The sequence below is a fragment of the Streptomyces sp. 4N124 genome, assembly GCF_052245395.1.
In the GTDB taxonomy this organism is placed as follows: Bacteria; Actinomycetota; Actinomycetes; order Streptomycetales; family Streptomycetaceae; genus Streptomyces.
The window spans coordinates 26,123-45,835 of record NZ_JBQQBS010000012.1 but is presented as its reverse complement, the minus strand read 5'-3'; the positions used below and the strand labels follow the sequence as shown (position 1 = coordinate 45,835).

Below are 19,713 nucleotides of genomic sequence, written 5' to 3'. Positions count from 1 at the left end.
CACAGACACTCGCCCCTCGGCCGGGCAACCCAAAAGGGGCTCAGGGCGCGTCGGCAGGCGTTGTGCGGCGGCGTCGGGCTCCGGTCGTCCGTCCCGACTCCGTGGCGGACACGGCGATCACGGCGAGCAGGACGAGCGCGCCGGCCGGGGCGAGGACGGTCCAGGGAGCCAGTTCGGCGTAGGGCTGGTTCTCGGACAGCAGGCGGCCCCACTCCGGGGTGGGCGGCTGTTCGCCCAGGCCGAGGAAGCCGAGGGAGGCCAGGACGAGGACGGCGGTGGGCAGCCGTAGCAGGGCATTGCGCAGGACAGCGGGCAGCACCGCGGGCAGCAGATGACGGCGCAGCAGATACCGGGGCGCGGCGCCGAGCGAGACCGAGGCGAGCCAATGGCCGCTCGCGCGTTCCTCCTCGGCCAGCGCGGCGGTCTGGGCGGCGTACGGCGTCCAGCCGACCAGGCATACCGCAAGTGCCGCACCCCATACGGACGGTCCGGTCACCGCCGTCGTCAGCAGTCCGGCGAGGACGGCGGGCAGCGTCGACATCACTTCGGTCAGGCCCGCGCTCACCCCTGCCACCGTGCCGAGCAGCAGCCCGACGACGATGCTGACGGCCGTGACCGCGAGGGCGATGCCCGCCGTGCGCAGCGCTCCGTGGCCCAGCCGGGCGAGCAGGTCGCGGCCGAGGGAGTCGGTGCCCAGCGGATGCGCGGCCGAGGGCGGCAGCAGCCGGGCCGCCGTGTCCACGTGCAGCGGATCACGCAGCAGTCCCGCCACCACCAGGGTGAGCAGGGCGAGGGCGCACAGTCCCGTGATCCAGTGCAGGGAACGTGGGCGCGGGAGGGTCGGCGCGTGCAGTGCGGGCAGGGCGCCGTCGCGCAGGGCGGGGCCGAGGAGAGCGCGGCGCAGGGCCTGGATGAGCAGACCGGCGGCGACGCCGAGCAGGACGAGGGCCAGCGTCGCGGTCTGCAGTGGCGGCAGGTCCTGGGCCATGGCGGCGTCCAGGGCGAGCCGCCCGAGCCCCGGGATGTTGAAGATCTTCTCCACCGCGACCGCACCGCCGACGAGGGCGACGACCGTCGGCAGCAGCTGCGGGAGCACCCCGGACAGCGTGCGGCGCAGGGCATTGCGGGCGATGAGTCCGGGCGGGAATCCGGAGGCGTGCCAGGTCCGCGCCCAGGGTTCGTGGAAGGCGGCGGGCAGCGCCGGGGCGAGCATCCCGCCGATCATCGCCCCGGACGGCACGCCGAGCGCGAGCGCGGGCAGCATCATCGACGCAGGCCCTTCCCAGCCGCTGGAAGGCAACCAGCCCAGCCACACCCCGCACACCGTGGCGAGCAGCGAGGCCAGCAGGAACTTGGGCAGCGCGGCGAGAACGGCTGCCCCGGCGCCCACCCGCCCCTGCCGCAGCCGTCGCCGCGACCCGAGATACAGGGTGCGGGCGCAGACCAGCCCGGCGACCGCGACGGTGACCACGAACGCGCCCAGCATCAGCGTGACGGACACCCCGAAGGCGGCCGACACCTCGGGCAGCACCGGTTCGCCCGACACCCAGGAGACACCCGCGTCCCCGCGCGGCAGCCCGCCCAGCCAGTGCACGAGATGCGCGAGCGGCCCCTCGTCCAGGCCGAGTTGCTCGCGTACGGCGGTCAGCTGCGCCGAGGTCGGATCCTGGTCGGCGGAGCGGGCCCGCAGGACGGTCAGCGCGGGGTCGGTCCCGGACAGCCAGGGCAGCAGCGAGACCGCCGCCAGCAGCGCCGTCCCGGCGACAGCCCGGCCGACCCCGGCACGGACCGAGGTGACGCTCATCGGCCGCTACTTCAGCCGGGTGTCGATGTCGACGAGTGAACGCTCGTACGGGTCGAGCAGCACACCCTCCACATCGGCGGCGATGCCCTGGACGACCTTCTCGTGGACGAGCGGCACGACGGCGTCGGTGCGCAGGATCTCCGCCTCGGCCCGCATGATCTTCTGCCGCCTCCGGTCCGTGTCGGCTTCCTCGGCCGCGGCCTTGACGGCTTGGTCGACCTTGGAGTCCTTCAGCCGGGCGATGTTGTAGACACCGTCACTCATGTAGTCGCTCGCGAGGTAGGCGACCGCGTCACCGGTGTCGAGCAGGGTCACCCGGGAGAAGACGAGCGCGTCGTACTTGCCCGCGAGGAGGTCGGCCTCCATCTGCGTGTACTCGCGTACGTCCTGCTTGACCGTGAACCCGGCCTTCTCCAGCTGCTGCTGGAGGACGCTCGCCGCCTCGGGGAGTTCGGCGCGGTTGGTAATGGCGGCCAGGCGCACGGTCTTGCCCTTGGCCTTCGACTGAACCTGGGCGGTGGTCGCGGCCTTGGCACGGCCGGTCACCGCCACCCGGTCGTCGGCCGCCCAGGGGACGGCGGGCCCGAACAGGCCCTCGGCGGGGTTGGCGTAGCCGCTGAAGACCGAGTCGACGAGGGCGCCGCCGTCCACGGCCTCGCGGGCGGCGGCACGCAGCGTCGCGTCGGTGAACAGGCCGCTGCCGGTGTTGAGAATCAGGCTGTCGGTCCGTACCGAGGGCACCTCGTGGCGGGTGTTCTCGTCGATGAGCTTCGCCTGGGAGGTGGGAATCCACTCGGCGATGTCGACATCGCCGCCGCGCAGGGCGTTGGCGCGGGCGGTGCCGTCGGCGATCCAGCTCACGTCGATGCCGGACGCCTTGGCCTTGCCGCCCCAGTAGCCGTCGTAGCGGTCGAGTGTGGCCTTGGTCTTGCCGGTCAGCTTGGTGATCTTGAAGGGGCCGGTTCCGGTGCCGATCGGGCTGGCGGTGCCGTCCTTCGCGTACGCCTTCGCCGAGAGAATGCCCAGCGCGGGGCTGGCGAGCCGCAGCGGGAGCACGGGGTCGGGGGTCTTGGTGGTGAGGGTGACCGTGTCGGCGTCCTGGGCCTTCGCGGTCAGGGTCACATCGCTGAGGACACGGGGCTTGGTCTCGGCCTCGTTCGCGTGGTCGAGCGCGCTGACGACCGATGCGGCGGTGACGTCGGTGCCGTCCTGGAAGGTGGCCTTGCGCAGATCGAAGGTCCAGGTGGTGTCGTTGACCTGCTTCCAGGACGTGGCGAGCGCGGGCGCGGCGGTGCCGTCCTTGCCCAGCGCGGTGAGGCCTTCGGCCACGGAGAGCTTGCTCAGCACGGTGGCGTCGTTGCTGTACGGCGACAGGGCCTGCGCCGGCGGCACGGCGAGGGCGACCCGCAGCCGGGCGTCCGACGCGCCCTTGGCGTCCGAACCTCCCTCGCTCGCGGCGAAACAGCCGGCCAGCAACGGGGTGAGAGCGAGTGCCGCGATAAGACTGCGGGGGGCGGTGGTGCGCATGGGGAGCACCATATAAGGCAAGGCTTACCAACATTCGCCCAGGTTGGTGAATTCTCAACTACTGAGATCGTTCCGAAACACGATCGCGCCTCCCCCCGGACGGGAGGAGGCGCGACAGCGTGACGTCGCCCTGGCGCGTCAGCCCTTGGCCAGGGTGACGTCCTGCTGCAACTGGGCGTGGAAGTGCGGCATCAGGGGCAGTCCGCCCCAGGGGCGCAGCTCCATCAGCGTGATCTCGACCTTGGCCTTGCCGGCCTTGAGTGAGCGCGGCGCGGGCTTGCCGGTGTTCTCCCAGCGGTGCTTGGCGCCGTCGCACACGGCGTGGGTGCCGCCGATGGCGTGGCGGACCGTCACGGATCCGAGGCTGTCGGAGGAGCTGGTGCCCTGGCCGACGTTGGAGCTGACGAAGACCGGGCCGACGTTGTTGCGGCAGCGGTAGGTGCCGGAGATCTTGACGGTCCCGTCGGCGGCGATCCGCGCGGTCTTGTCGACCGTCACCATTTCCTTGGTGTCGGCGGGAGCGGGCGGGGCGGCGGGGGCGGACGGAGCGGCGGCCAGCAGGAGCAGCGCGGCGCCTGCTGAGGCGAGGACGGCGGGAACAGGACGTACGGGCATGGCAGGAACTCCCGAATGAAACGGAATGCGGGTTTCCACATCTAATTCCACCGGTACGCCCTCGGGCGTGACCTCACCCCTTCGGTGGCGAGTCCGCGCCGACCGTCGTGGAACCGTCCGGGTGTTGTCCGGGTGTTGTCACGCTTGGCGGCGGGCTGTTCCGCTCACTTCACAGCCGGAGCATGGTCTGTCCATAGGGATCGTCCAAGGACGGCCCGACTGATGTGGAGGTACACCATGTGTTCTCACCAGCCTTCGTGCCCCTCGGCCGACGGCAACGCCCCGCACATCGTCGCCGCCCACCCCGAGCAGGGCTGGAACCTGCTGTGCGACGGCGCGATCGCCTTCGACGACACCGGTGAACTGCTCCCCGACGGCCGCGTCGTGGCCCCGCACCGGGTGCCGGTGGAGCGCCGGGCCGTCGCCGCCTGACCGGTTCCTACGGCAGTACGGCGAACCCGTCGAGCTCGATCAGCGCCTGTACGTCCCACAGGCGTACGACCTCCACGACCGCCATCGCCGGATAGTCCCGCCCGGCCAACCGGCGCCAGATGCCGCCCAGTTCGGCGGCGAGGGCGCGGTACTCGGCGACATCCGTGGCGTAGACGGTGACGCGGGCCAGGTCGGCCGGGGTGCCGCCCGCGGCATGCAGGGCGGTGAGCAGGTTGGTGAGGGCCTGCTCGAACTGGACCGGGAGGGTGGAACCGGTGACCTTGCCGTCGGCGTCGAGGGCGGTCTGGCCGGCCAGGAAGACGAGGCGGGAGCCGGTGGCGACGACCGCGTGCGAGAAGCCGGTGGGCGGGGAGAGCTCGGGCGGATTGACTCGCTCGGCGGTCACGGGGCCTCTCCTGTCGACGCGTACAACTCCTTGGCGATGATGCCCCGTTGGACCTCGCTCGCGCCCTCGTAGATACGTGGGGCGCGCACCTCGCGATAGAGGTGTTCGAGCATATGACCACGGTGCAGGGCGCGGGCGCCGTGCAGCTGGACGGCCGTGTCCACGACGTACTGCGCGGTCTCGGTGGCCAGCAGCTTCGCCATCGCCGCGCGCTTCGGGACGTCCGGGGCGCCTTCGTCGTACGCCGTCGCCGCCGCGTACACCATAAGCCGGGCCGCCTCCGTGCGCAGCGCCATCTCCGCGACCTGGTGGGCGACGGTCTGCAGATCCCTCAACTTGCCGTCGAAGGCGTCCCGTCCGGCCGTGTGGGTAAGGGTGGCGTCCAGGGCGGCCTGCGCCATGCCGACCGCGAAGGCGCCGACGCTGGGCCGGAAGAGGTTCAGGGTGCCCATGGCCACGCGGAAGCCGCGGTCGACCTCACCGAGCACGTCGTCCGCGGTGACCGGCACGGCGTCGAAGACCATGCTGCCGATGGGGTGCGGGGAGAGCATCTCCAGGGCGGCGCCGGTGAGGCCGGGACGGTCGGCGGGCACGAGGAAGGCGGTGACACCGCGGGCGCCGGTGCCGGGGGTGGTGCGCGCGAAGACGGTGTAGCAGTCGGCCTCGGGGGCGTTGGAGATCCAGCACTTCTCGCCGGTGAGCCGCCAGCGGGAGGGGCCGTCGGCACGAGCGGTCTCCACGTCCGCCCGCAGCGCCAGTGCCCCCGCGTCCGACCCCGCCCCCGGCTCGCTCAGCGCGAAGGCGGCGACCGCCGTGCCCTCGCTGACCCGGGGCAGCCAGTGGGCGCGCTGGGCCGGGGTGCCGTAGGCGTGGACGGGGTGGGCGCCGAGGCCCTGGAGGGCGAGGGCGGTCTCGGCCTCGGTGCAGGCGTACGCGAGGGACTCGCGCATCAGACAGAGGTCGACCGCGCCGGAGGTGAACAGCCGCTCCAGCAGGCCGAGTCGGCCCAGCTCCGCCACGAGCGCGCGGTTGACCCGGCCCGGCTCGCCCTTCTCCGCGAGCGGACGCAGCCGTTCGGCGGCCAGCGTGCGCAGCTCGGCACACCAGGCGATCTGTTGCGGTTCGAGTGAGAATGCGGACATCGCCGGTCCCCTCTCCCGTTCGTCTCCACCGACGGTATCGCGCACCGTTGACTGCCGTCACCAACACGATACGCTCGTTGCGCAGAGCAGGCCTTGGCCCACCACCACGCCCACCACGGCAAGGGGGCGAACCGCCATGGACAACCCGGAAGCCGACGCCATCGCACGGCCGACGACCTCGGCCCACGTCGACTCCTTCGCACGCGAGCACCTGCCGCCGCCCGACCAGTGGCCCGAGCTTCGCTTCGATCTGCCGGAGCTGCGTTACCCCGATCGGCTGAACTGCGCCGCCGAACTGCTCGCCGGGCCGGACGACGACCGGCCGGTGTTCCACACGCCGAACGGCGACACATGGTCGTACGGCACACTGCGCGCCCGCGTCGACCGGCTCGCGCATCTGCTCACCGGTGACCTGGGCGTCGCGCCCGGCAATCGTGTCCTGTTGCGCGGCCCCACCACTCCCTGGCTGGCCGCCTGCTGGCTGGCGGTGCTGAAGGCGGGCGCGGTCGCGGTGACCGTGCTGGCCCAGCAGCGTCCGCACGAGCTGAAGACCATGTGCGAGATCGCCGAGGTGCGGCACGCGCTGTGCGACATCCGGGCCGTGGACGACCTCGCCAAGGCCGAGGTACCGGGGCTGCGGATCACGACGTACGGCGGTGACGCCCCGGACGACCTGCTGCACCGCACGGCGCCCGACACTCCGTACACGGCTGTGGACACCGCCGCCGACGACGTGGCGCTGATCGCCTTCACCTCCGGCACCACCGGGCGCCCCAAGGGGTGTATGCACTTCCACCGGGATGTGCTCGCGATAGCGGACACCTTCTCGAAGCATGTGCTGCGCCCACATGTGGGCGATGTCTTCGCCGGCAGTCCCCCGCTCGGCTTCACCTTCGGGCTCGGCGGTCTGGTGATCTTCCCGATGCGGGCCGGCGCGAGCGCGCTGCTGCTCGAACAGGCGGGCCCCAAGCAGCTGTTGCCCGCGATCGCCGAGCACCGTGTCTCGGTGCTGTTCACCGCGCCGACGGCGTACCGCGTGATGCTCGACGAGCTCGACTCGTACGACATCTCCTCGCTGCGCCGCTGTGTCTCCGTCGGCGAGAACCTGCCCGCCACCACCTGGCGGGCCTGGCACGAGCACACCGGGCTGCGCATCATCAACGGCATCGGCGCCACCGAGCTGCTGCACATCTTCATCTCGGCGGCCGACGAGCACATCCGGCCAGGCACGACGGGAGTTCCCGTACCGGGGTGGCACGCGCGCGTGGTCGACGAGAACGGTGCGGAGCTGCCCGACGGCGAGCCGGGACTGCTCGCGGTGCGCGGGCCGGTCGGCTGCCGGTATCTCGCCGACCCGCGGCAGCGGGAGTATGTGCGCGGCGGCTGGAACATCACGGGTGACACCTACGTCCGCGAGGTTGACGGCTACTTCCGCTATGTGGCCCGCGCCGACGACATGATCATCTCGGCCGGTTACAACATCGCGGGACCCGAGGTGGAGGACGCGTTGCTGCGTCACCCGGATGTGCTGGAGGCCGCCGTCGTGGGGCGGTCCGACGAGGCGCGCGGAGAGGTCGTGGTGGCGTACGCCGTGCTCAGGGAGGGCGCGCGGCGGGACGCCGAGGCGCTGCGCGACTTCGTGAAGGCGGAACTCGCGCCCTACAAGTGCCCACGCGAGGTCGTCTTCCTGGACGCGCTGCCGCGCACGGCGACCGGCAAACTCCAGCGCTTCCGGCTGCGCGCCGAAGGTGACCGGGAGTTGGGGCGGCGCACCGAAGGTGACCAGCGGTGATATCGACGACCTAAGATGATCAACGTGTCCGACCAGCATGCTCCACGGTCCCTGATCGTCACGCTCTACGGCGCGTACGGCCGCTATATGCCCGGCCCGGTACCCGTCGCCGAGCTGATCCGGTTGCTCGCCGCGGTGGGCGTGGACGCGCCCTCCGTACGCTCGTCGGTGTCACGGCTCAAACGGCGCGGGCTGCTGGTGCCGGCCCGTACGGCGCGGGGCGCGGCCGGGTACGAACTGTCGCCGGACGCCCGCCAGTTGCTCGACGACGGCGACCGGCGCATCTACGCCACCACGGCGCCCGAGGACACGGGCTGGGTGCTCGCCGTGTTCTCGGTGCCGGAGTCGGAGCGGCAGAAGCGGCATGTGCTGCGCTCGCGGCTGGCCGGTCTCGGCTTCGGCACCGCGGCCCCGGGGGTGTGGATCGCCCCGGCCCGGCTGTACGAGGAGGCCCGGCACACCCTCCAGCGGCTGCGGCTCGACCCGTACGTCGACTTCTTCCGCGGCGACCACCTCGGCTACGCGCCGACCGCGGAGGCGGTCGCCCGCTGGTGGGACCTGGCCGCGATCGCCAAGCAGCACGAGGCGTTCCTCGACCGCCACGCGCGCGTGCTGCACGCCTGGGAGCAACGGGCGGACACCCCGCCCGAGGACGCCTACCGCGACTATCTGCTCGCCCTGGACTCCTGGCGCCATCTCCCCTACGCCGACCCGGGACTGCCCGCGCATCTGCTGCCCGCCGACTGGCCGGGCGCCGGCTCCGCGGGGGTGTTCCGAGGGCTGCACGAGCGGCTGCGGGACGCGGGGGCCGGCTTCGCGGGCGTGTGACCTCACCCACGGAATTGTGTGATCCCACCCACATCATGCGTCACTAATGGAACCCTTAGGTTGTTCTATCGCTCTTCTCAAAGTTCTTACCTAGCGTCCCCTCAGCACGCCGGGTAAGGAAAGAGGATGCTGACGCATGACCACCACGGCAAGGGCTCAGGGTGCCACCGTCTGGCTCACCGGGCTGCCGAGTGCGGGCAAGACGACGATCGCCCGGCATCTCGGTGAGCGACTGAAGGCCGAGGGACATCGCGTGGAAGTCCTCGACGGCGACGAGATAAGGCGTTTCCTCTCCGCCGGCCTGGGCTTCTCCCGCGAGGACCGCAACACGAACGTGCAACGCATCGGCCTGGTCTCCGAGGTCCTCGCCCGCAACGGCGTGCTCTCGGTCGTCCCGGTGATCGCGCCGTACGCCGACAGCCGCGAGGCGGTCCGCAAGCGGCACGACGCGAGTGACACCCCGTACATCGAGGTGCATGTCGCCACCCCCGTCGAGGTGTGCAGCGAGCGGGACGTGAAGGGCCTGTACGCCAGGCAGGCCGCGGGCGAGCTGACCGGGCTGACCGGCGTCGACGATCCGTACGAGCCGCCCACGGACGCAGCGCTGGTGCTGCCGACGCAGCACCAGACGCCCCAGGAGTCCGCGGACGCGGTGTACGCGGTGCTGGCGGAGCGGGGGCTGGTGTGACCGGGTTCAGCCTCTCTCACCTCGACGCCCTGGAGTCCGAGGGCGTGCACATCTTCCGTGAGGTGGCGGGCGAGTTCGAGCGGCCGGTGATCCTGTTCTCCGGCGGCAAGGACTCCATCGTCATGCTGCGTCTGGCGCTGAAGGCGTTCGCCCCCGCGGCGATCCCGTTCTCGCTGCTGCATGTGGACACCGGGCACAACTTCCCCGAGGTGCTCGACTACCGGGACCGTGTGGTGGCCGCACATGGGCTGCGCCTCCATGTGGCCTCCGTACAGGACTACATCGACCGGGGTGTGCTGCGCGAACGTCCCGACGGGACGCGGAATCCGCTGCAGACGCTGCCGCTGACGGAGAAGATCCAGGCGGAGAAGTTCGATGCCGTCTTCGGCGGCGGGCGGCGGGACGAGGAGAAGGCCCGTGCCAAGGAGCGGGTGTTCTCGCTGCGGGACGAGTTCTCCCAGTGGGACCCGCGCCGCCAGCGGCCCGAGCTGTGGAACCTCTACAACGGGCGGCACGCGCCCGGCGAGCACGTGCGCGTCTTCCCGCTGTCCAACTGGACCGAGCTGGACGTGTGGCAGTACATCGCCCGCGAAGGCATCGAGCTGCCGGAGATCTACTTCGCGCACGAGCGTGAGGTGTTCCAGCGGGCCGGCATGTGGCTGACCGCCGGCGAGTGGGGCGGGCCGAAGGCGACCGAGACGGTGGAGAAGCGGCGGGTCCGCTACCGCACCGTCGGCGACATGTCCTGCACCGGCGCCGTCGACTCCGACGCCGACACCATCGAGAAGGTCATCGCCGAGATCGCCGCGTCCCGGCTCACCGAGCGCGGCGCCACCCGCGCCGACGACAAGCTCTCCGAGGCCGCGATGGAAGACCGTAAGCGCGAGGGGTACTTCTGAGCATGAGCACCACCATCGACACCCTGCGTTTCGCGACGGCGGGTTCGGTCGACGACGGCAAGTCCACGCTCGTCGGACGGCTGCTGCACGACTCCAAGTCGATCCTCACGGATCAGCTGGAGGCCGTCGAGCACGCCTCCCGCAATCGCGGCCAGGACGCCCCGGACCTGGCGCTGCTCACGGACGGTCTGCGCGCCGAGCGCGAGCAGGGCATCACCATCGACGTGGCCTACCGCTACTTCGCCACCCCCAAGCGCCGGTTCATCCTCGCCGACACCCCCGGCCATGTGCAGTACACCCGCAACATGGTCACCGGCGCCTCCACCGCCGAGCTGGCGATCGTCCTGATCGACGCGCGCAACGGCGTCGTCGAGCAGACCCGCCGCCACGCCGCCGTGGCCGCGCTGCTGCGGGTCCCCCACGTGGTGCTCGCCGTCAACAAGATGGACCTCGTCGGGTACGAGGAAAAGGAGTTCGAGCGCATCGTCGAGGACTTCGCGGGCCATGCCGCCGAGCTGGGCCTGCGCGGGTTCACGCCGATCCCGGTCTCTGCGCTCGTCGGCGACAACGTGGTGGACCGCTCGGCGCACATGGACTGGTACCGGGGTCCGGCTCTGCTGGAGTTCCTGGAGCACGTGCCCGTCGGCACCGACGCCGCCGACGCACCGGCCCGCTTCCCCGTCCAGTACGTCATCCGAGGCGGTGAAGTCCGGTACTACGCAGGGCAGTTGATGTCGGGCTCGCTGCGGGTCGGCGACCGAGTCACGGTCCACCCTTCCGGCGAGATCTCGGAGATCACCGGCATCGACGTACTCGGAGTCGCTCACGACACGGCCCGCGCGCCGCAGTCGATCAGCATCCGCCTGGCCGACCAGCGGGACGTCTCGCGCGGCGACATGATCACCGCCGGGGTCGATGTCCCGGCGCTCACGAAGGACGTCCGGGCGGCCGTGTGCCATCTGGCCGACCGACCGCTGCGGGTCGGCGACCGGGTCCTGGTCCGGCACACGACCCGGACCGTGCAGGCGATCGTCAAGAACCTCGGTAGGGCGGGCGAGTTGAGCGCCAACGACCTGGGCCGTATCACCCTGCGCACCGCCGAGCCGCTCGCGCTCGACGACTACGCCGTGTCGCGGCGGACCGGCGCGTTCATCCTGATCGACCCGGCGGACGGCGCGACGCTGACCGCGGGGATGGCCGAGCTGTAGCCAACGGTCACCTACGCGCCCTCAAGTCCCCAGCGTCAGCCTGGGCTTGGGGGCGTCCGTGCGGCCGGTCTGCGGACGGCGGCTGCCCGCCCGGTACGGTGCCGGCCAGACGACGCCGGGACCGTCGTAGCCCTGCTCGGCCGCCGCGTGCAGCGTCCAGTGCGGGTCGTAGAGGTGGGGGCGGGCGAGCGCGCACAGGTCCGTGCGCCCGGCGAGGATCAGCGAGTTGACGTCGTCCCAGGAGGAGATCGCGCCGACGGCGATCACCGGGACGCCGGTCTCGTGGCGGATGCGGTCGGCGTACGGCGTCTGGTACGACCGCCCGAACTCCGGCCGTTCCTCGGCGACCACCTGTCCGGTCGACACGTCGATCGCGTCGGCGCCGTGCGCGGCGAAGGCGCGGGCGATCGCCACGGCCTCCTCGCCGCTGGTGCCGCCCTCGGCCCAGTCGGTGGCCGAGATCCGGACGGTCATCGGCCGTTCCTCGGGCCACACTCCCCGTACGGCGTCGAAGACTTCCAGCGGGAAGCGGAGCCGTTGCGCGAGCGTGCCGCCGTAGGCGTCGGTGCGGTGGTTGGTCAGCGGGGAGAGGAAGCCGGAGAGCAAGTAGCCGTGGGCGCAGTGCAGTTCGAGGAGGTCGAAGCCGGCGCGGGCGGCGCGCCAGGCGGCCGCCGTGAACTGTTCGCGAATGTCGGTGAGTTGGGCACGGGTCAGCTCGCGGGGGGTCTGGCTCTCCGGTTTGTACGGCATCGGGGACGCGGCCACGAGCGGCCAGTTGCCGTCCTCCAGGGGCTCGTCCATGCCTTCCCACATCAGCTTGGTCGAGCCCTTGCGTCCGGAGTGCCCGAGCTGGACGCCGATCGCGGTGCCGGGTGCCTGGGCGTGCACGAACTCCGTGATCCGTTTCCAGGACTCGGCCTGCTTGCCGGTGTAGAGGCCGGCGCAGCCCGGGGTGATCCGGCCGTCGGCGCTCACGCACACCATCTCGGTCATCACGAGAGCGGCGCCGCCGAGCGCCCGTGCGCCCAGGTGGACGAGGTGGAAGTCGCCGGGGACGCCGTCGACGGCCGAGTACATGTCCATCGGGGACACCACGACGCGGTTGCGCAGCGTCAGGCCGCGCAGCCGGAACGGCGTGAACATCGGCGGCGTGCCGGGCGGGCAGCCGAACTCGCGCTCCACGGACTCGGTGAAGTGGGCGTCGCGCAGCCGCAGGTTGTCATGGGTGACACGGCGGCTGCGGGTGAGCAGGTTGAAGGCGAACTGGCGGGGCGGCTGATCGAGGTAGCGGGCGATGTTCTCGAACCACTCCAGGCTGGCGCGGGCGGCACGCTGGGTGGAGGCGACGACGGGGCGCCGCTCCTCCTCGTAGGCCTCCAACGAGCGCTCCAGCGTGGGCTGTTCCTCCAGGCAGGCCGCCAGTGCCAGGGCGTCCTCGACGGCGAGCTTGGTGCCGGAGCCGATGGAGAAGTGGGCGGTGTGGGCGGCGTCGCCCAGCAGCACCACGTTCCCGTGCGACCAGCGCTCGTTGACCACCGTGCGGAACGTGGTCCACGCCGATTTGTTGGACCTCAACGGGCGACCGCCGAGCGCTTCCGCGAAGATCTTGGCGCAACGTTCGACGGACTCCTGGTCGTCGACGTCCGCGAAGCCCGCTGCCTGCCAGACCTCTTCACGCATTTCGATGATCACGGTGGAGGCGTCGGTCGCGTAGGGGTAGCCGTGGAGCTGCATCACGCCGTGTTCGGTTTCGGCGATCTCGAATCGGAAGGCGTCGAAGGCGAAGTCGGCCGCCAGCCAGATGTAGCGGCAGTGGTGGGTGGCCACATGGGGGCGGAACACATGGGAGTAGGCCTCGCGGGTGGTGCTGTGCACACCGTCGGCGGCGATGACGAGGTCGTATGTCTCCGCCAGCCAGGCCGGGTAGGGGGCTTCCGCGCGGAAGCGGAGGTCGATGCCGAGGGTGCGGCAGCGCTCGTGCAGGACTTCCAGGAGCCGTTTTCTGCCTAGGGCGGCGAAGCCGTGTCCTCCGGAGGTGTGGCGGGTGCTTCGGTGGACGATGTCGATGTCGTCCCAGCGGATGAAGTGTTTTTGGAGGGCCTCGTAGACGACTGGGTCGGCGTGTTCGATGCCGCCGAGGGTTTCGTCGGAGAGGACTACTCCGAAGCCGAAGGTGTCGTTGGGGGCGTTGCGTTCCCAGACGGTGACTTCGCGGGAGGGGTCGAGGCGTTTGAGCAACGCCGCGGCGTAGAGGCCGCCGGGGCCTCCGCCGACGATCGCCACGCGTAGGGGGTGGCCTGTCGTGTGTGGCGGCTGCGGGTTGTCGGTGGCTGGTCGCGCCCACGCGGCGGTAGCCGCAAATTCAGTACAGCCCCGCGCCCCTGGGGTCGGCACAGTCCCCTCGGTCGAGAACATAGCTACCTCCCCTGCCATTTCGGGGGGCGCTTTTCCTTGAATGCTGCGTGGAACTCCGCGTAGTCGTCGCCGTTCATCAGCAGGGCCTGTGTCGAGGCGTCCAGCTCGATCGAGGCGGCCAGGGGCATGTCCAGTTCCGCTGTCAGCAGGGCCTTCGTCTGGGCGTATGCCAGGGCCGGGCCCTCCGCCAGGCGGCGGGCCAGGGCCTGGGCCGCCTCGTCTGCTTGGCCCTCGTCCGTCAGTTCGCTGATCAGGCCGATGCGCTCGGCCTCGGGGGCCCTGACCGGCTCGCCCAGCATCAGTAGGCGGGTCGCGTGGCCCAGGCCGATCACTCGGGGCAGGAGGTAGGCCGCGCCCATGTCGCCGCCGGACAGGCCGACGCGGGTGAAGAGGAAGGCGAAGCGGGCGCTGGGGTCGGCGACGCGGAAGTCGGCGGCCAGGGCGAGGACCGCGCCCGCGCCGGCGGCCACGCCGTGCACGGCCGCGATCACCGGGAACGGGCACTCGCGTACGGCACGGACCACCTGCCCGGTCATCCGGTTGAAGTCGAGGAGCTGGGCGGTGTCCATGGCGAGGGTGGCGCCGATGATCTCGTCGACGTCGCCGCCGGAGCAGAAGCCGCGTCCCTCGCCGGCCAGCACCAGCGCGCGGACCGCCCGCTCCCGGGACAGCTCGGCGAGGAGGTCGCGCAGGTCGGCGTAGGCGCCGAAGGTGAGGGCGTTGAGTTTCTCGGGGCGGGCGAGGGTGACGGTGGCGACACCGTCGGTGAGCTCGACCCGCAGGTGCTGCCAGTCGGAGGTGCGGGCGGCCGAGCCGGTGAAGGGACTCATGACGTGGGGCCTCCTCGGGCGACGTTGCCTCACGGGGCTCTGCCCTTCGAAGTTATCACCCATATGTGACTGTCGTCATGAGGGCGCGATAGAGGGGGTCGGCACCGTAGTTGTTACGGGTAACCGGCCTCTGTCACATCCGTCACGGGACAGCACGGATCGACGACAGCGCGGTAACGGCGGGAGCAGCCGCGGTGGGCGGACCGTTGGGAAGGGTAAGCCGCTCGATACCGGGGCCGAAGGTCCCGTACGGCGCCCGTCGAGCGACTCTGCCGGAGGGCGCCGTACCATTCATATGGTTGAAAGCAGGACAGCCTGCTCATGAACGGAACCGCCTTGCACGAACGCCCCTCCGCCTCCGCCTCCTGGCGCATCGCGCTGCCGCACACCGCCGCGGCGGTGCCCGTGGCCCGCGCACTGGTCCGTACGGCGCTGGCCGAGCTGGAGCACGGGGCCGACTGCGACACCGCGGAACTGCTCACCGCCGAGCTGGTCGCCAACGCCGTCGAGCACACTGCCGGGAGCGGTCCGATAGAGCTTGTCGTGGAGCTGCTGCCGAGCGGCTGCCAGGTCGAGGTGCACGACCCGGACCCGGCACCGCCGGGAAACCTCACCCGTCCCGCCAACGGCGAGCCCGACCCCTGGCAGGAACACGGCCGCGGCCTGCTCCTCATCCGAGCCCTCAGCTCATCCTGCGGCCACCGCCCGACGGACTCCGGCAAGGCGGTGTGGTTCAGACTCCCGACGGTCCCGCCTCAACGACGTCCCGTCTGATCAACGCGTCACACAAGCGTGGCGACCATGACCGCCTTGATCGTGTGCAACCGATTCTCCGCCTCGTCGAAGACGACCGAGTGCGCCGACTCGAAGACCTCGTCCGTGACCTCCAGCGATTCCAGTCCGTGCCGCTCATGGATCTCGCGGCCGACCTCCGTACCGAGGTCGTGGAACGCGGGCAGGCAGTGCAGGAACTTGACATCCGGGTTGCCGGTGGCGCGCAGCACGTCCATGGTCACGGCGTACGCCGCCAGCGCGGCGATCCGCTCGTCCCAGACCTCCTTGGGCTCCCCCATGGACACCCAGACGTCGGTGGCGACGAAGTCGGCCCCCAGGACGCCCTCGTCCACGGACTCGGTGAGCGTGATCCGCGCACCGCTGGTCTCGGCCAGCTTGCGGGCGTGGCCGACGATCTCGTCGGCGGGCCAGTAGGACCGGGGCGCGACGATCCGTACGTCCATGCCGAGCAGGGCTCCGGTCACCAGGTAGGAGTTGCCCATGTTGAAGCGGGCGTCGCCGAGGTAGGCGTAGGCGATCTCATGGACCGGCTTGCCGCAGTGCTCGGTCATGGTGAGCACGTCGGCCAGCATCTGCGTGGGGTGCCAGTCATCGGTGAGCCCGTTGTAGACGGGCACGCCCGCATGCGCCGCGAGCTCCTCGACGGCGGCCTGGCTGTCGCCCCGGTACTCGATCGCGTCGAACATCCGGCCGAGAACCCGCGCGGTGTCCTTCACCGACTCCTTGTGGCCCATCTGTGAGCCCGACGGGTCGAGGTACGTCGTCGAAGCACCCTGGTCGGCCGCCGCGACCTCGAACGCGCAGCGCGTGCGCGTCGAGGTCTTCTCGAAGATCAGCGCGATGTTCTTCCCCCTCAGGTACCGCGTCTCGACCCCGGCCTTCTTGGCGGCCTTCAACTCGGCGGACAGCGCGATCAGGGCAAGGAACTCCTCCTGGCCGAGGTCCAGCTCCTTGAGGAAGTGGCGGCCGGCGAGGGCGGTCGGGACTGTCGCCATGGGGGCGCTCCAGAGGTGCGAGAACAAGACCTTTGGAAGTCTATACGACCAATGACATTTCTATACGGCCGCCCGCTCGACCGGACAGCTCATGCACCGCGGCCCACCCCTCCCCCGCCCCAGCTCGCTGCCCGGGATCTCGATCACCTCGATGCCCTGCTTGCGCAGATGCGTGTTGGTGGTGGCGTTGCGCTCGTAGGCGACGACGACGCCCGGCTCGACGGCGAGGACGTTGCAGCCGTCGTCCCACTGCTCGCGCTCGGCCGCGTGGACGTCCTGGGTCGCGGTCAGGACGCGGATCTCGCTGAGGCCCAGCGCCGCGGCGATCGCGCGGTGCATGTGCTCCGGCGGATGGTCGGTGACCTTCAGCTCCTTGTCGGCGACGCCCGGTTCGATGGTGTACGAGCGGAGCATGCCGAGCCCCGCGTACTGGGTGAAGGTGTCGCCGTCGACCATCGTCATCACCGTGTCGAGGTGCATGAAGGCCCGCCGCTTGGGCATGTCGAGGGCCACGATCGTCTCGGCGGAGCCCGCGGCGAACAGCTTGTGGGCGAGCATCTCGACGGCCTGGGGGGTGGTCCGCTCGCTCATCCCGATGAGGACGGCGCCGTTGCCGATCACCAGGACGTCGCCGCCCTCGATGGTGGACGGATAGTCGGCCTGCCCCTCGGACCAGACGTGGAACGTTTCGTCACGGAACAGCGGATGGTGCCGATAGATCGCCTCGAAGTGCACGGTCTCGCGCTGCCGGGCGGGCCATCTCATCGCGTTGACGGAGACGCCGTCGTAGATCCAGGCGGAGGTGTCGCGGGTGAAGAGGTGATTGGGCAGGGGGGCGAGGAGGAAGTCGTCGAGGTCCATGACATGGAAGCGGACGGAGATCGGCTCCGGGTGGGCGTCGAGGAACTCGCGCTTGGTCATGCCGCCGACGAGCAGCTCGGCGAGCTCGGCGGCCGGCAGTGACTCGAAGGCGGCCCGGAGGTGGTCGGTGGCGAGTACCCCGTACTCCTTCTCGTCGAAGACGCGGTCCAGGACGAGCCCACGGGCGGCCGGGATCGCCAGGGCCTCGGTGAGCAGATCGCCGAAGAGGTGCACGGCGACACCGCGGTCGCGCAGCACATCGGCGAACCCGTCGTGCTCGGCGCGCGCCCGGCGTACCCAGAGCACATCGTCGAAGAGGAGCGCGTCCTTGTTGCTGGGGGTGAGCCTTTTGAGCTCGAGATCCGGCCGGTGCAGGATGACGCGGCGCAGCCGCCCGGCCTCGGAGTCGACATGGAATCCCATGACTCCATCCTGACCATCGACGACCGGGTTCACCCCCTGCTTGACCGTTTCCCTTTTCGTCCTCTTGACGACAATCGGGCCTCAGGTTTATCGTCTGTATGACGAAAACGAGGGGATCTCATGGCCGACATCACCCGGCGCCTGGGCTGGCGCCATCTGCGGGGCGCTCCGACGGCACACATCCGCCACCACCGCTCCGGCAAGCTCGTGCACGACGGCCCGGGACTGAGCTTCTGGTTCCGCTCCCTGACCGCCGCGCTCTCCGAGGTGCCGGGCGACGACCGCGAACTGGCGATGACCTTCCATGCCCGTACGTCCGACTTCCAGGACGTCGCGGTCCAGGCGACCGTCACCTACCGGATCGCCGACCCCGCCCTCACCGCCGCCCGCCTCGACTTCTCCATCGACCCGGACACCGGCGCCTGGCGCGGCGCTCCCCTGGAGCAGCTGGGCACCCTGCTGACGGAGACGGCCCAGCAGCACGCGCTGGACGTCCTCGCCCGTACGTCGCTGTCGTCGGCGCTCGTGGACGGCGTCACAGCGGTGCGCGAACGCGTCGCGGCGGGCCTGGCGGCGGAACCCCGGCTGCCGGCCACGGGCATCGAGGTGGTCGCCGTACGCGTGGTCGCCCTGCGTCCGGAGCCGGAGGTGGAGCGGGCCCTGCGCACCCCCGCCCGCGAGCAGATCCAGCAGGACGCCGACCGGGCGACGTACGAACGGCGTGCCGTGGCCGTCGAGCGGGAGCGGGCGATCGCCGAGAACGAGCTGGACAGCCGCATCGAACTCGCCCGCCGCGAGGAGCAGTTGGTCGACCAGCGCGGCACGAACGCCCGCCGCGAGGCGGAGGAGCAGGCAGCGGCCGACGCGGTACGGGCGCAGGCCGAGGCGGCACGCACGGTGAAGCTGGCGGAGGCGGAGGCGGCCCGTTCCGTACGGCTGGCCCGCGCCGAGGCCGAGGGCGCGCGCGAAGTGGGTGCGGCGCGGGCCGACGCACAGGCGGCCTGGCTGCGCGTGCACGCGGAGGTCGACGTGGCGACCCTGCACGCCCTGACCGGCACGCGTCTCGCGGAGAACCTGCCGCAGATCGACAGCGTGACCATCTCGCCGGACGTGCTCACCGGGCTGCTCGCCCGGCTCGGCGACGGGGAGCGGGCGTGAGCCTCGCCCCGCGGGCCGTACTCGTCCATCGCACCACGGAGTACGAGGAGTTGGTGGCCCGGCACGGCACGCACGGCCAGGCCGCCTTCTTCCTCCGCTCCCGCGGCCGGGACATCGAGGAGATCGCGGACCGCCATCGCCGCACCCGCGGAGCCCTGGCCGAGGTGACCTCCGCGATCCCTCTGACATGGCGTCAGGCACGGGTGGAGCGGGCCGACTTGGACCGCTTCCTGTTCGCACCGGAGGACGTGGTGGTCGTGGTCGGTCAGGACGGCCTGGTGGCGAACGTGGCCAAGTACCTGTCCGGACAGCCGGTGTTGGGGTTCGACTCGGACCCCGGGCGCAACCCGGGCGTCCTGGTCCGCCACCGTCCCGCGGACGCGGCGAAGCTGCTGCCGTCCGCGGCCACGGCCGGCACGGACGAACTCACCATGGTCGAGGCGGTCGCCGACGACACCCAACGCCTCGTCGCGCTGAACGAGATCTATCTGGGCGCCGCCGGACACCAGACCGCCCGCTACCGCCTGGGCCTCGACGACGACGGGGGTGTCGTCGAGGCCCAGGCCTCCTCCGGCGTGATCGTCGGCACCGGCACGGGGGCGACCGGATGGCTCCGCTCGGTGTGGCAGGAGCGAGGCGGGCAGCTGCGGTTGCCCACCCCCTCCGAGGAACGGCTGCTCTGGTTCGTCCGGGAGGCCTGGCCGTCGCCCGCCACCGGGACGTCCCTGGTGGCGGGCGAGCTCTCAGGCCCCGGCCGCCTCCGTGTCACCGTCGAGTCCGAGCGGCTGATCGCCTTCGGGGACGGGATGGAGACCGACGCGGTGGAGCTGACATGGGGGCAGTCGGTGCAGGTGGGAGTGTGCGGGGACCGGCTGCTGCTCGCGGGTTAGGGCGA

At 71.1% G+C, this 19,713-nt stretch carries 18 protein-coding genes; 9 read left to right on the top strand and 9 right to left on the bottom strand.

Translation table 11 applies throughout. The features are described from left to right. Positions 1 to 40: 40 nt before the first annotated feature. From ACTWQO_RS14910 to ACTWQO_RS14900, 3 genes are all read right to left on the bottom strand, one after another. Positions 41 to 1,804: an ABC transporter permease subunit gene (locus tag ACTWQO_RS14910; protein WP_443237784.1), complete on the bottom strand. Its 1,764-nt coding sequence runs from the start codon at positions 1,802 to 1,804 to the stop codon at positions 41 to 43. A gap of 6 nt (positions 1,805 to 1,810) precedes the next feature. Next, entirely contained in the window at positions 1,811 to 3,331 is a 1,521-nt protein-coding gene (locus ACTWQO_RS14905; RefSeq protein WP_443237783.1) for an ABC transporter substrate-binding protein, read from the bottom strand. A 138-nt stretch (positions 3,332 to 3,469) separates the two neighbouring features. Then, positions 3,470 to 3,946 carry a DUF6299 family protein gene (locus ACTWQO_RS14900; protein ID WP_443237782.1) on the bottom strand — a complete coding sequence of 159 codons (477 nt, stop codon included), beginning with the start codon at positions 3,944 to 3,946 and terminating at the stop codon, positions 3,470 to 3,472. A gap of 237 nt (positions 3,947 to 4,183) precedes the next feature. Between ACTWQO_RS14900 and ACTWQO_RS14895 the strand changes: the two genes are divergently transcribed. Next, positions 4,184 to 4,378, top strand: coding sequence for a DUF5999 family protein (locus ACTWQO_RS14895; protein ID WP_443237781.1), 195 nt, complete (start codon positions 4,184 to 4,186; stop codon positions 4,376 to 4,378). Positions 4,379 to 4,385: 7 nt separating this feature from the next. Here the strand turns inward: ACTWQO_RS14895 and ACTWQO_RS14890 are convergent, their stop codons facing one another. Next, positions 4,386 to 4,784, bottom strand: a complete 399-nt coding sequence (locus ACTWQO_RS14890) for a RidA family protein (protein WP_443237780.1) — start codon at positions 4,782 to 4,784, stop codon at positions 4,386 to 4,388. Then, a complete protein-coding gene (locus tag ACTWQO_RS14885; protein WP_443237779.1) occupies positions 4,781 to 5,926 on the bottom strand; it encodes an acyl-CoA dehydrogenase family protein in 1,146 nt (381 codons plus the stop codon). The genes ACTWQO_RS14890 and ACTWQO_RS14885 overlap by 4 nt, the downstream gene beginning before the upstream one ends. Before the next feature lie 136 nt (positions 5,927 to 6,062). Between ACTWQO_RS14885 and ACTWQO_RS14880 the strand changes: the two genes are divergently transcribed. From ACTWQO_RS14880 to ACTWQO_RS14860, 5 genes are all read left to right on the top strand, one after another. Continuing rightward, a complete protein-coding gene (locus ACTWQO_RS14880; protein WP_443237778.1) occupies positions 6,063 to 7,718 on the top strand; it encodes an AMP-binding protein in 1,656 nt (551 codons plus the stop codon). Positions 7,719 to 7,733: 15 nt separating this feature from the next. Beyond that, complete coding sequence (locus tag ACTWQO_RS14875) at positions 7,734 to 8,546, top strand: PaaX family transcriptional regulator (protein ID WP_443237777.1); 813 nt, start codon at positions 7,734 to 7,736, stop codon at positions 8,544 to 8,546. Positions 8,547 to 8,682: 136 nt separating this feature from the next. Continuing rightward, a complete protein-coding gene (cysC, locus tag ACTWQO_RS14870; protein WP_443237776.1) occupies positions 8,683 to 9,234 on the top strand; it encodes an adenylyl-sulfate kinase in 552 nt (183 codons plus the stop codon). Beyond that, a complete protein-coding gene (gene cysD, locus ACTWQO_RS14865) occupies positions 9,231 to 10,133 on the top strand; it encodes a sulfate adenylyltransferase subunit CysD (RefSeq protein ID WP_443237775.1) in 903 nt (300 codons plus the stop codon). Before cysC ends, cysD begins: the two co-directional genes overlap by 4 nt. A 2-nt stretch (positions 10,134 to 10,135) precedes the next feature. Beyond that, positions 10,136 to 11,341 (top strand): sulfate adenylyltransferase subunit 1, encoded by a 1,206-nt coding sequence (locus ACTWQO_RS14860; RefSeq protein WP_443237774.1) that lies wholly within the window; start codon positions 10,136 to 10,138, stop codon positions 11,339 to 11,341. Between the two features lie 21 nt (positions 11,342 to 11,362). Here ACTWQO_RS14860 and ACTWQO_RS14855 read toward each other — a convergent pair whose 3' ends face one another. Continuing rightward, on the bottom strand, positions 11,363 to 13,756 hold the full coding sequence (locus tag ACTWQO_RS14855; protein ID WP_443237773.1) for a bifunctional salicylyl-CoA 5-hydroxylase/oxidoreductase: 2,394 nt from the start codon (positions 13,754 to 13,756) through the stop codon (positions 11,363 to 11,365). Positions 13,757 to 13,758: 2 nt separating this feature from the next. Then, positions 13,759 to 14,586: an enoyl-CoA hydratase family protein gene (locus ACTWQO_RS14850; RefSeq protein ID WP_443237772.1), complete on the bottom strand. Its 828-nt coding sequence runs from the start codon at positions 14,584 to 14,586 to the stop codon at positions 13,759 to 13,761. A 321-nt stretch (positions 14,587 to 14,907) separates the two neighbouring features. Between ACTWQO_RS14850 and ACTWQO_RS14845 the strand changes: the two genes are divergently transcribed. After that, positions 14,908 to 15,360, top strand: coding sequence for an ATP-binding protein (locus tag ACTWQO_RS14845; RefSeq protein ID WP_443237771.1), 453 nt, complete (start codon positions 14,908 to 14,910; stop codon positions 15,358 to 15,360). 8 nt (positions 15,361 to 15,368) lie between these two features. Here the strand turns inward: ACTWQO_RS14845 and argF are convergent, their stop codons facing one another. Together argF and ACTWQO_RS14835 are read right to left on the bottom strand one after the other, a co-directional pair. Beyond that, the gene (gene argF / locus ACTWQO_RS14840) at positions 15,369 to 16,376 is read right to left on the bottom strand and encodes an ornithine carbamoyltransferase (RefSeq protein WP_443237770.1); all 1,008 of its coding nucleotides are present in this window, start codon (positions 16,374 to 16,376) and stop codon (positions 15,369 to 15,371) included. A gap of 60 nt (positions 16,377 to 16,436) precedes the next feature. Then, positions 16,437 to 17,660, bottom strand: a complete 1,224-nt coding sequence (locus ACTWQO_RS14835; RefSeq protein WP_443237769.1) for an arginine deiminase — start codon at positions 17,658 to 17,660, stop codon at positions 16,437 to 16,439. A gap of 120 nt (positions 17,661 to 17,780) precedes the next feature. Here ACTWQO_RS14835 and ACTWQO_RS14830 point away from each other — a divergent pair, with 120 nt between their 5' ends. Beyond that, on the top strand, positions 17,781 to 18,818 hold the full coding sequence (locus tag ACTWQO_RS14830; RefSeq protein ID WP_443237768.1) for an SPFH domain-containing protein: 1,038 nt from the start codon (positions 17,781 to 17,783) through the stop codon (positions 18,816 to 18,818). Beyond that, on the top strand, positions 18,815 to 19,708 hold the full coding sequence (locus ACTWQO_RS14825; RefSeq protein WP_443237767.1) for a hypothetical protein: 894 nt from the start codon (positions 18,815 to 18,817) through the stop codon (positions 19,706 to 19,708). Before ACTWQO_RS14830 ends, ACTWQO_RS14825 begins: the two co-directional genes overlap by 4 nt. Positions 19,709 to 19,713: the final 5 nt, after the last annotated feature.

Excerpts from the sequence above, each read along its gene's own strand:
- ACTWQO_RS14910 (WP_443237784.1), bottom strand. The coding sequence starts at position 1,804 with ATGAGCGTCACCTCGGTCCGTGCCGGGGTCGGCCGGGCTGTCGCCGGG.
- ACTWQO_RS14905 (WP_443237783.1), bottom strand. The coding sequence starts at position 3,331 with ATGCGCACCACCGCCCCCCGCAGTCTTATCGCGGCACTCGCTCTCACC.
- ACTWQO_RS14900 (WP_443237782.1), bottom strand. The coding sequence starts at position 3,946 with ATGCCCGTACGTCCTGTTCCCGCCGTCCTCGCCTCAGCAGGCGCCGCG.
- ACTWQO_RS14895 (WP_443237781.1), top strand. The coding sequence starts at position 4,184 with ATGTGTTCTCACCAGCCTTCGTGCCCCTCGGCCGACGGCAACGCCCCG.
- ACTWQO_RS14885 (WP_443237779.1), bottom strand. The coding sequence starts at position 5,926 with ATGTCCGCATTCTCACTCGAACCGCAACAGATCGCCTGGTGTGCCGAG.
- ACTWQO_RS14880 (WP_443237778.1), top strand. The coding sequence starts at position 6,063 with ATGGACAACCCGGAAGCCGACGCCATCGCACGGCCGACGACCTCGGCC.
- ACTWQO_RS14875 (WP_443237777.1), top strand. The coding sequence starts at position 7,734 with ATGATCAACGTGTCCGACCAGCATGCTCCACGGTCCCTGATCGTCACG.
- cysC (WP_443237776.1), top strand. The coding sequence starts at position 8,683 with ATGACCACCACGGCAAGGGCTCAGGGTGCCACCGTCTGGCTCACCGGG.
- ACTWQO_RS14860 (WP_443237774.1), top strand. The coding sequence starts at position 10,136 with ATGAGCACCACCATCGACACCCTGCGTTTCGCGACGGCGGGTTCGGTC.
- ACTWQO_RS14855 (WP_443237773.1), bottom strand. The coding sequence starts at position 13,756 with ATGTTCTCGACCGAGGGGACTGTGCCGACCCCAGGGGCGCGGGGCTGT.
- ACTWQO_RS14850 (WP_443237772.1), bottom strand. The coding sequence starts at position 14,586 with ATGAGTCCCTTCACCGGCTCGGCCGCCCGCACCTCCGACTGGCAGCAC.
- ACTWQO_RS14845 (WP_443237771.1), top strand. The coding sequence starts at position 14,908 with ATGAACGGAACCGCCTTGCACGAACGCCCCTCCGCCTCCGCCTCCTGG.
- argF (WP_443237770.1), bottom strand. The coding sequence starts at position 16,376 with ATGGCGACAGTCCCGACCGCCCTCGCCGGCCGCCACTTCCTCAAGGAG.
- ACTWQO_RS14835 (WP_443237769.1), bottom strand. The coding sequence starts at position 17,660 with ATGGGATTCCATGTCGACTCCGAGGCCGGGCGGCTGCGCCGCGTCATC.
- ACTWQO_RS14830 (WP_443237768.1), top strand. The coding sequence starts at position 17,781 with ATGGCCGACATCACCCGGCGCCTGGGCTGGCGCCATCTGCGGGGCGCT.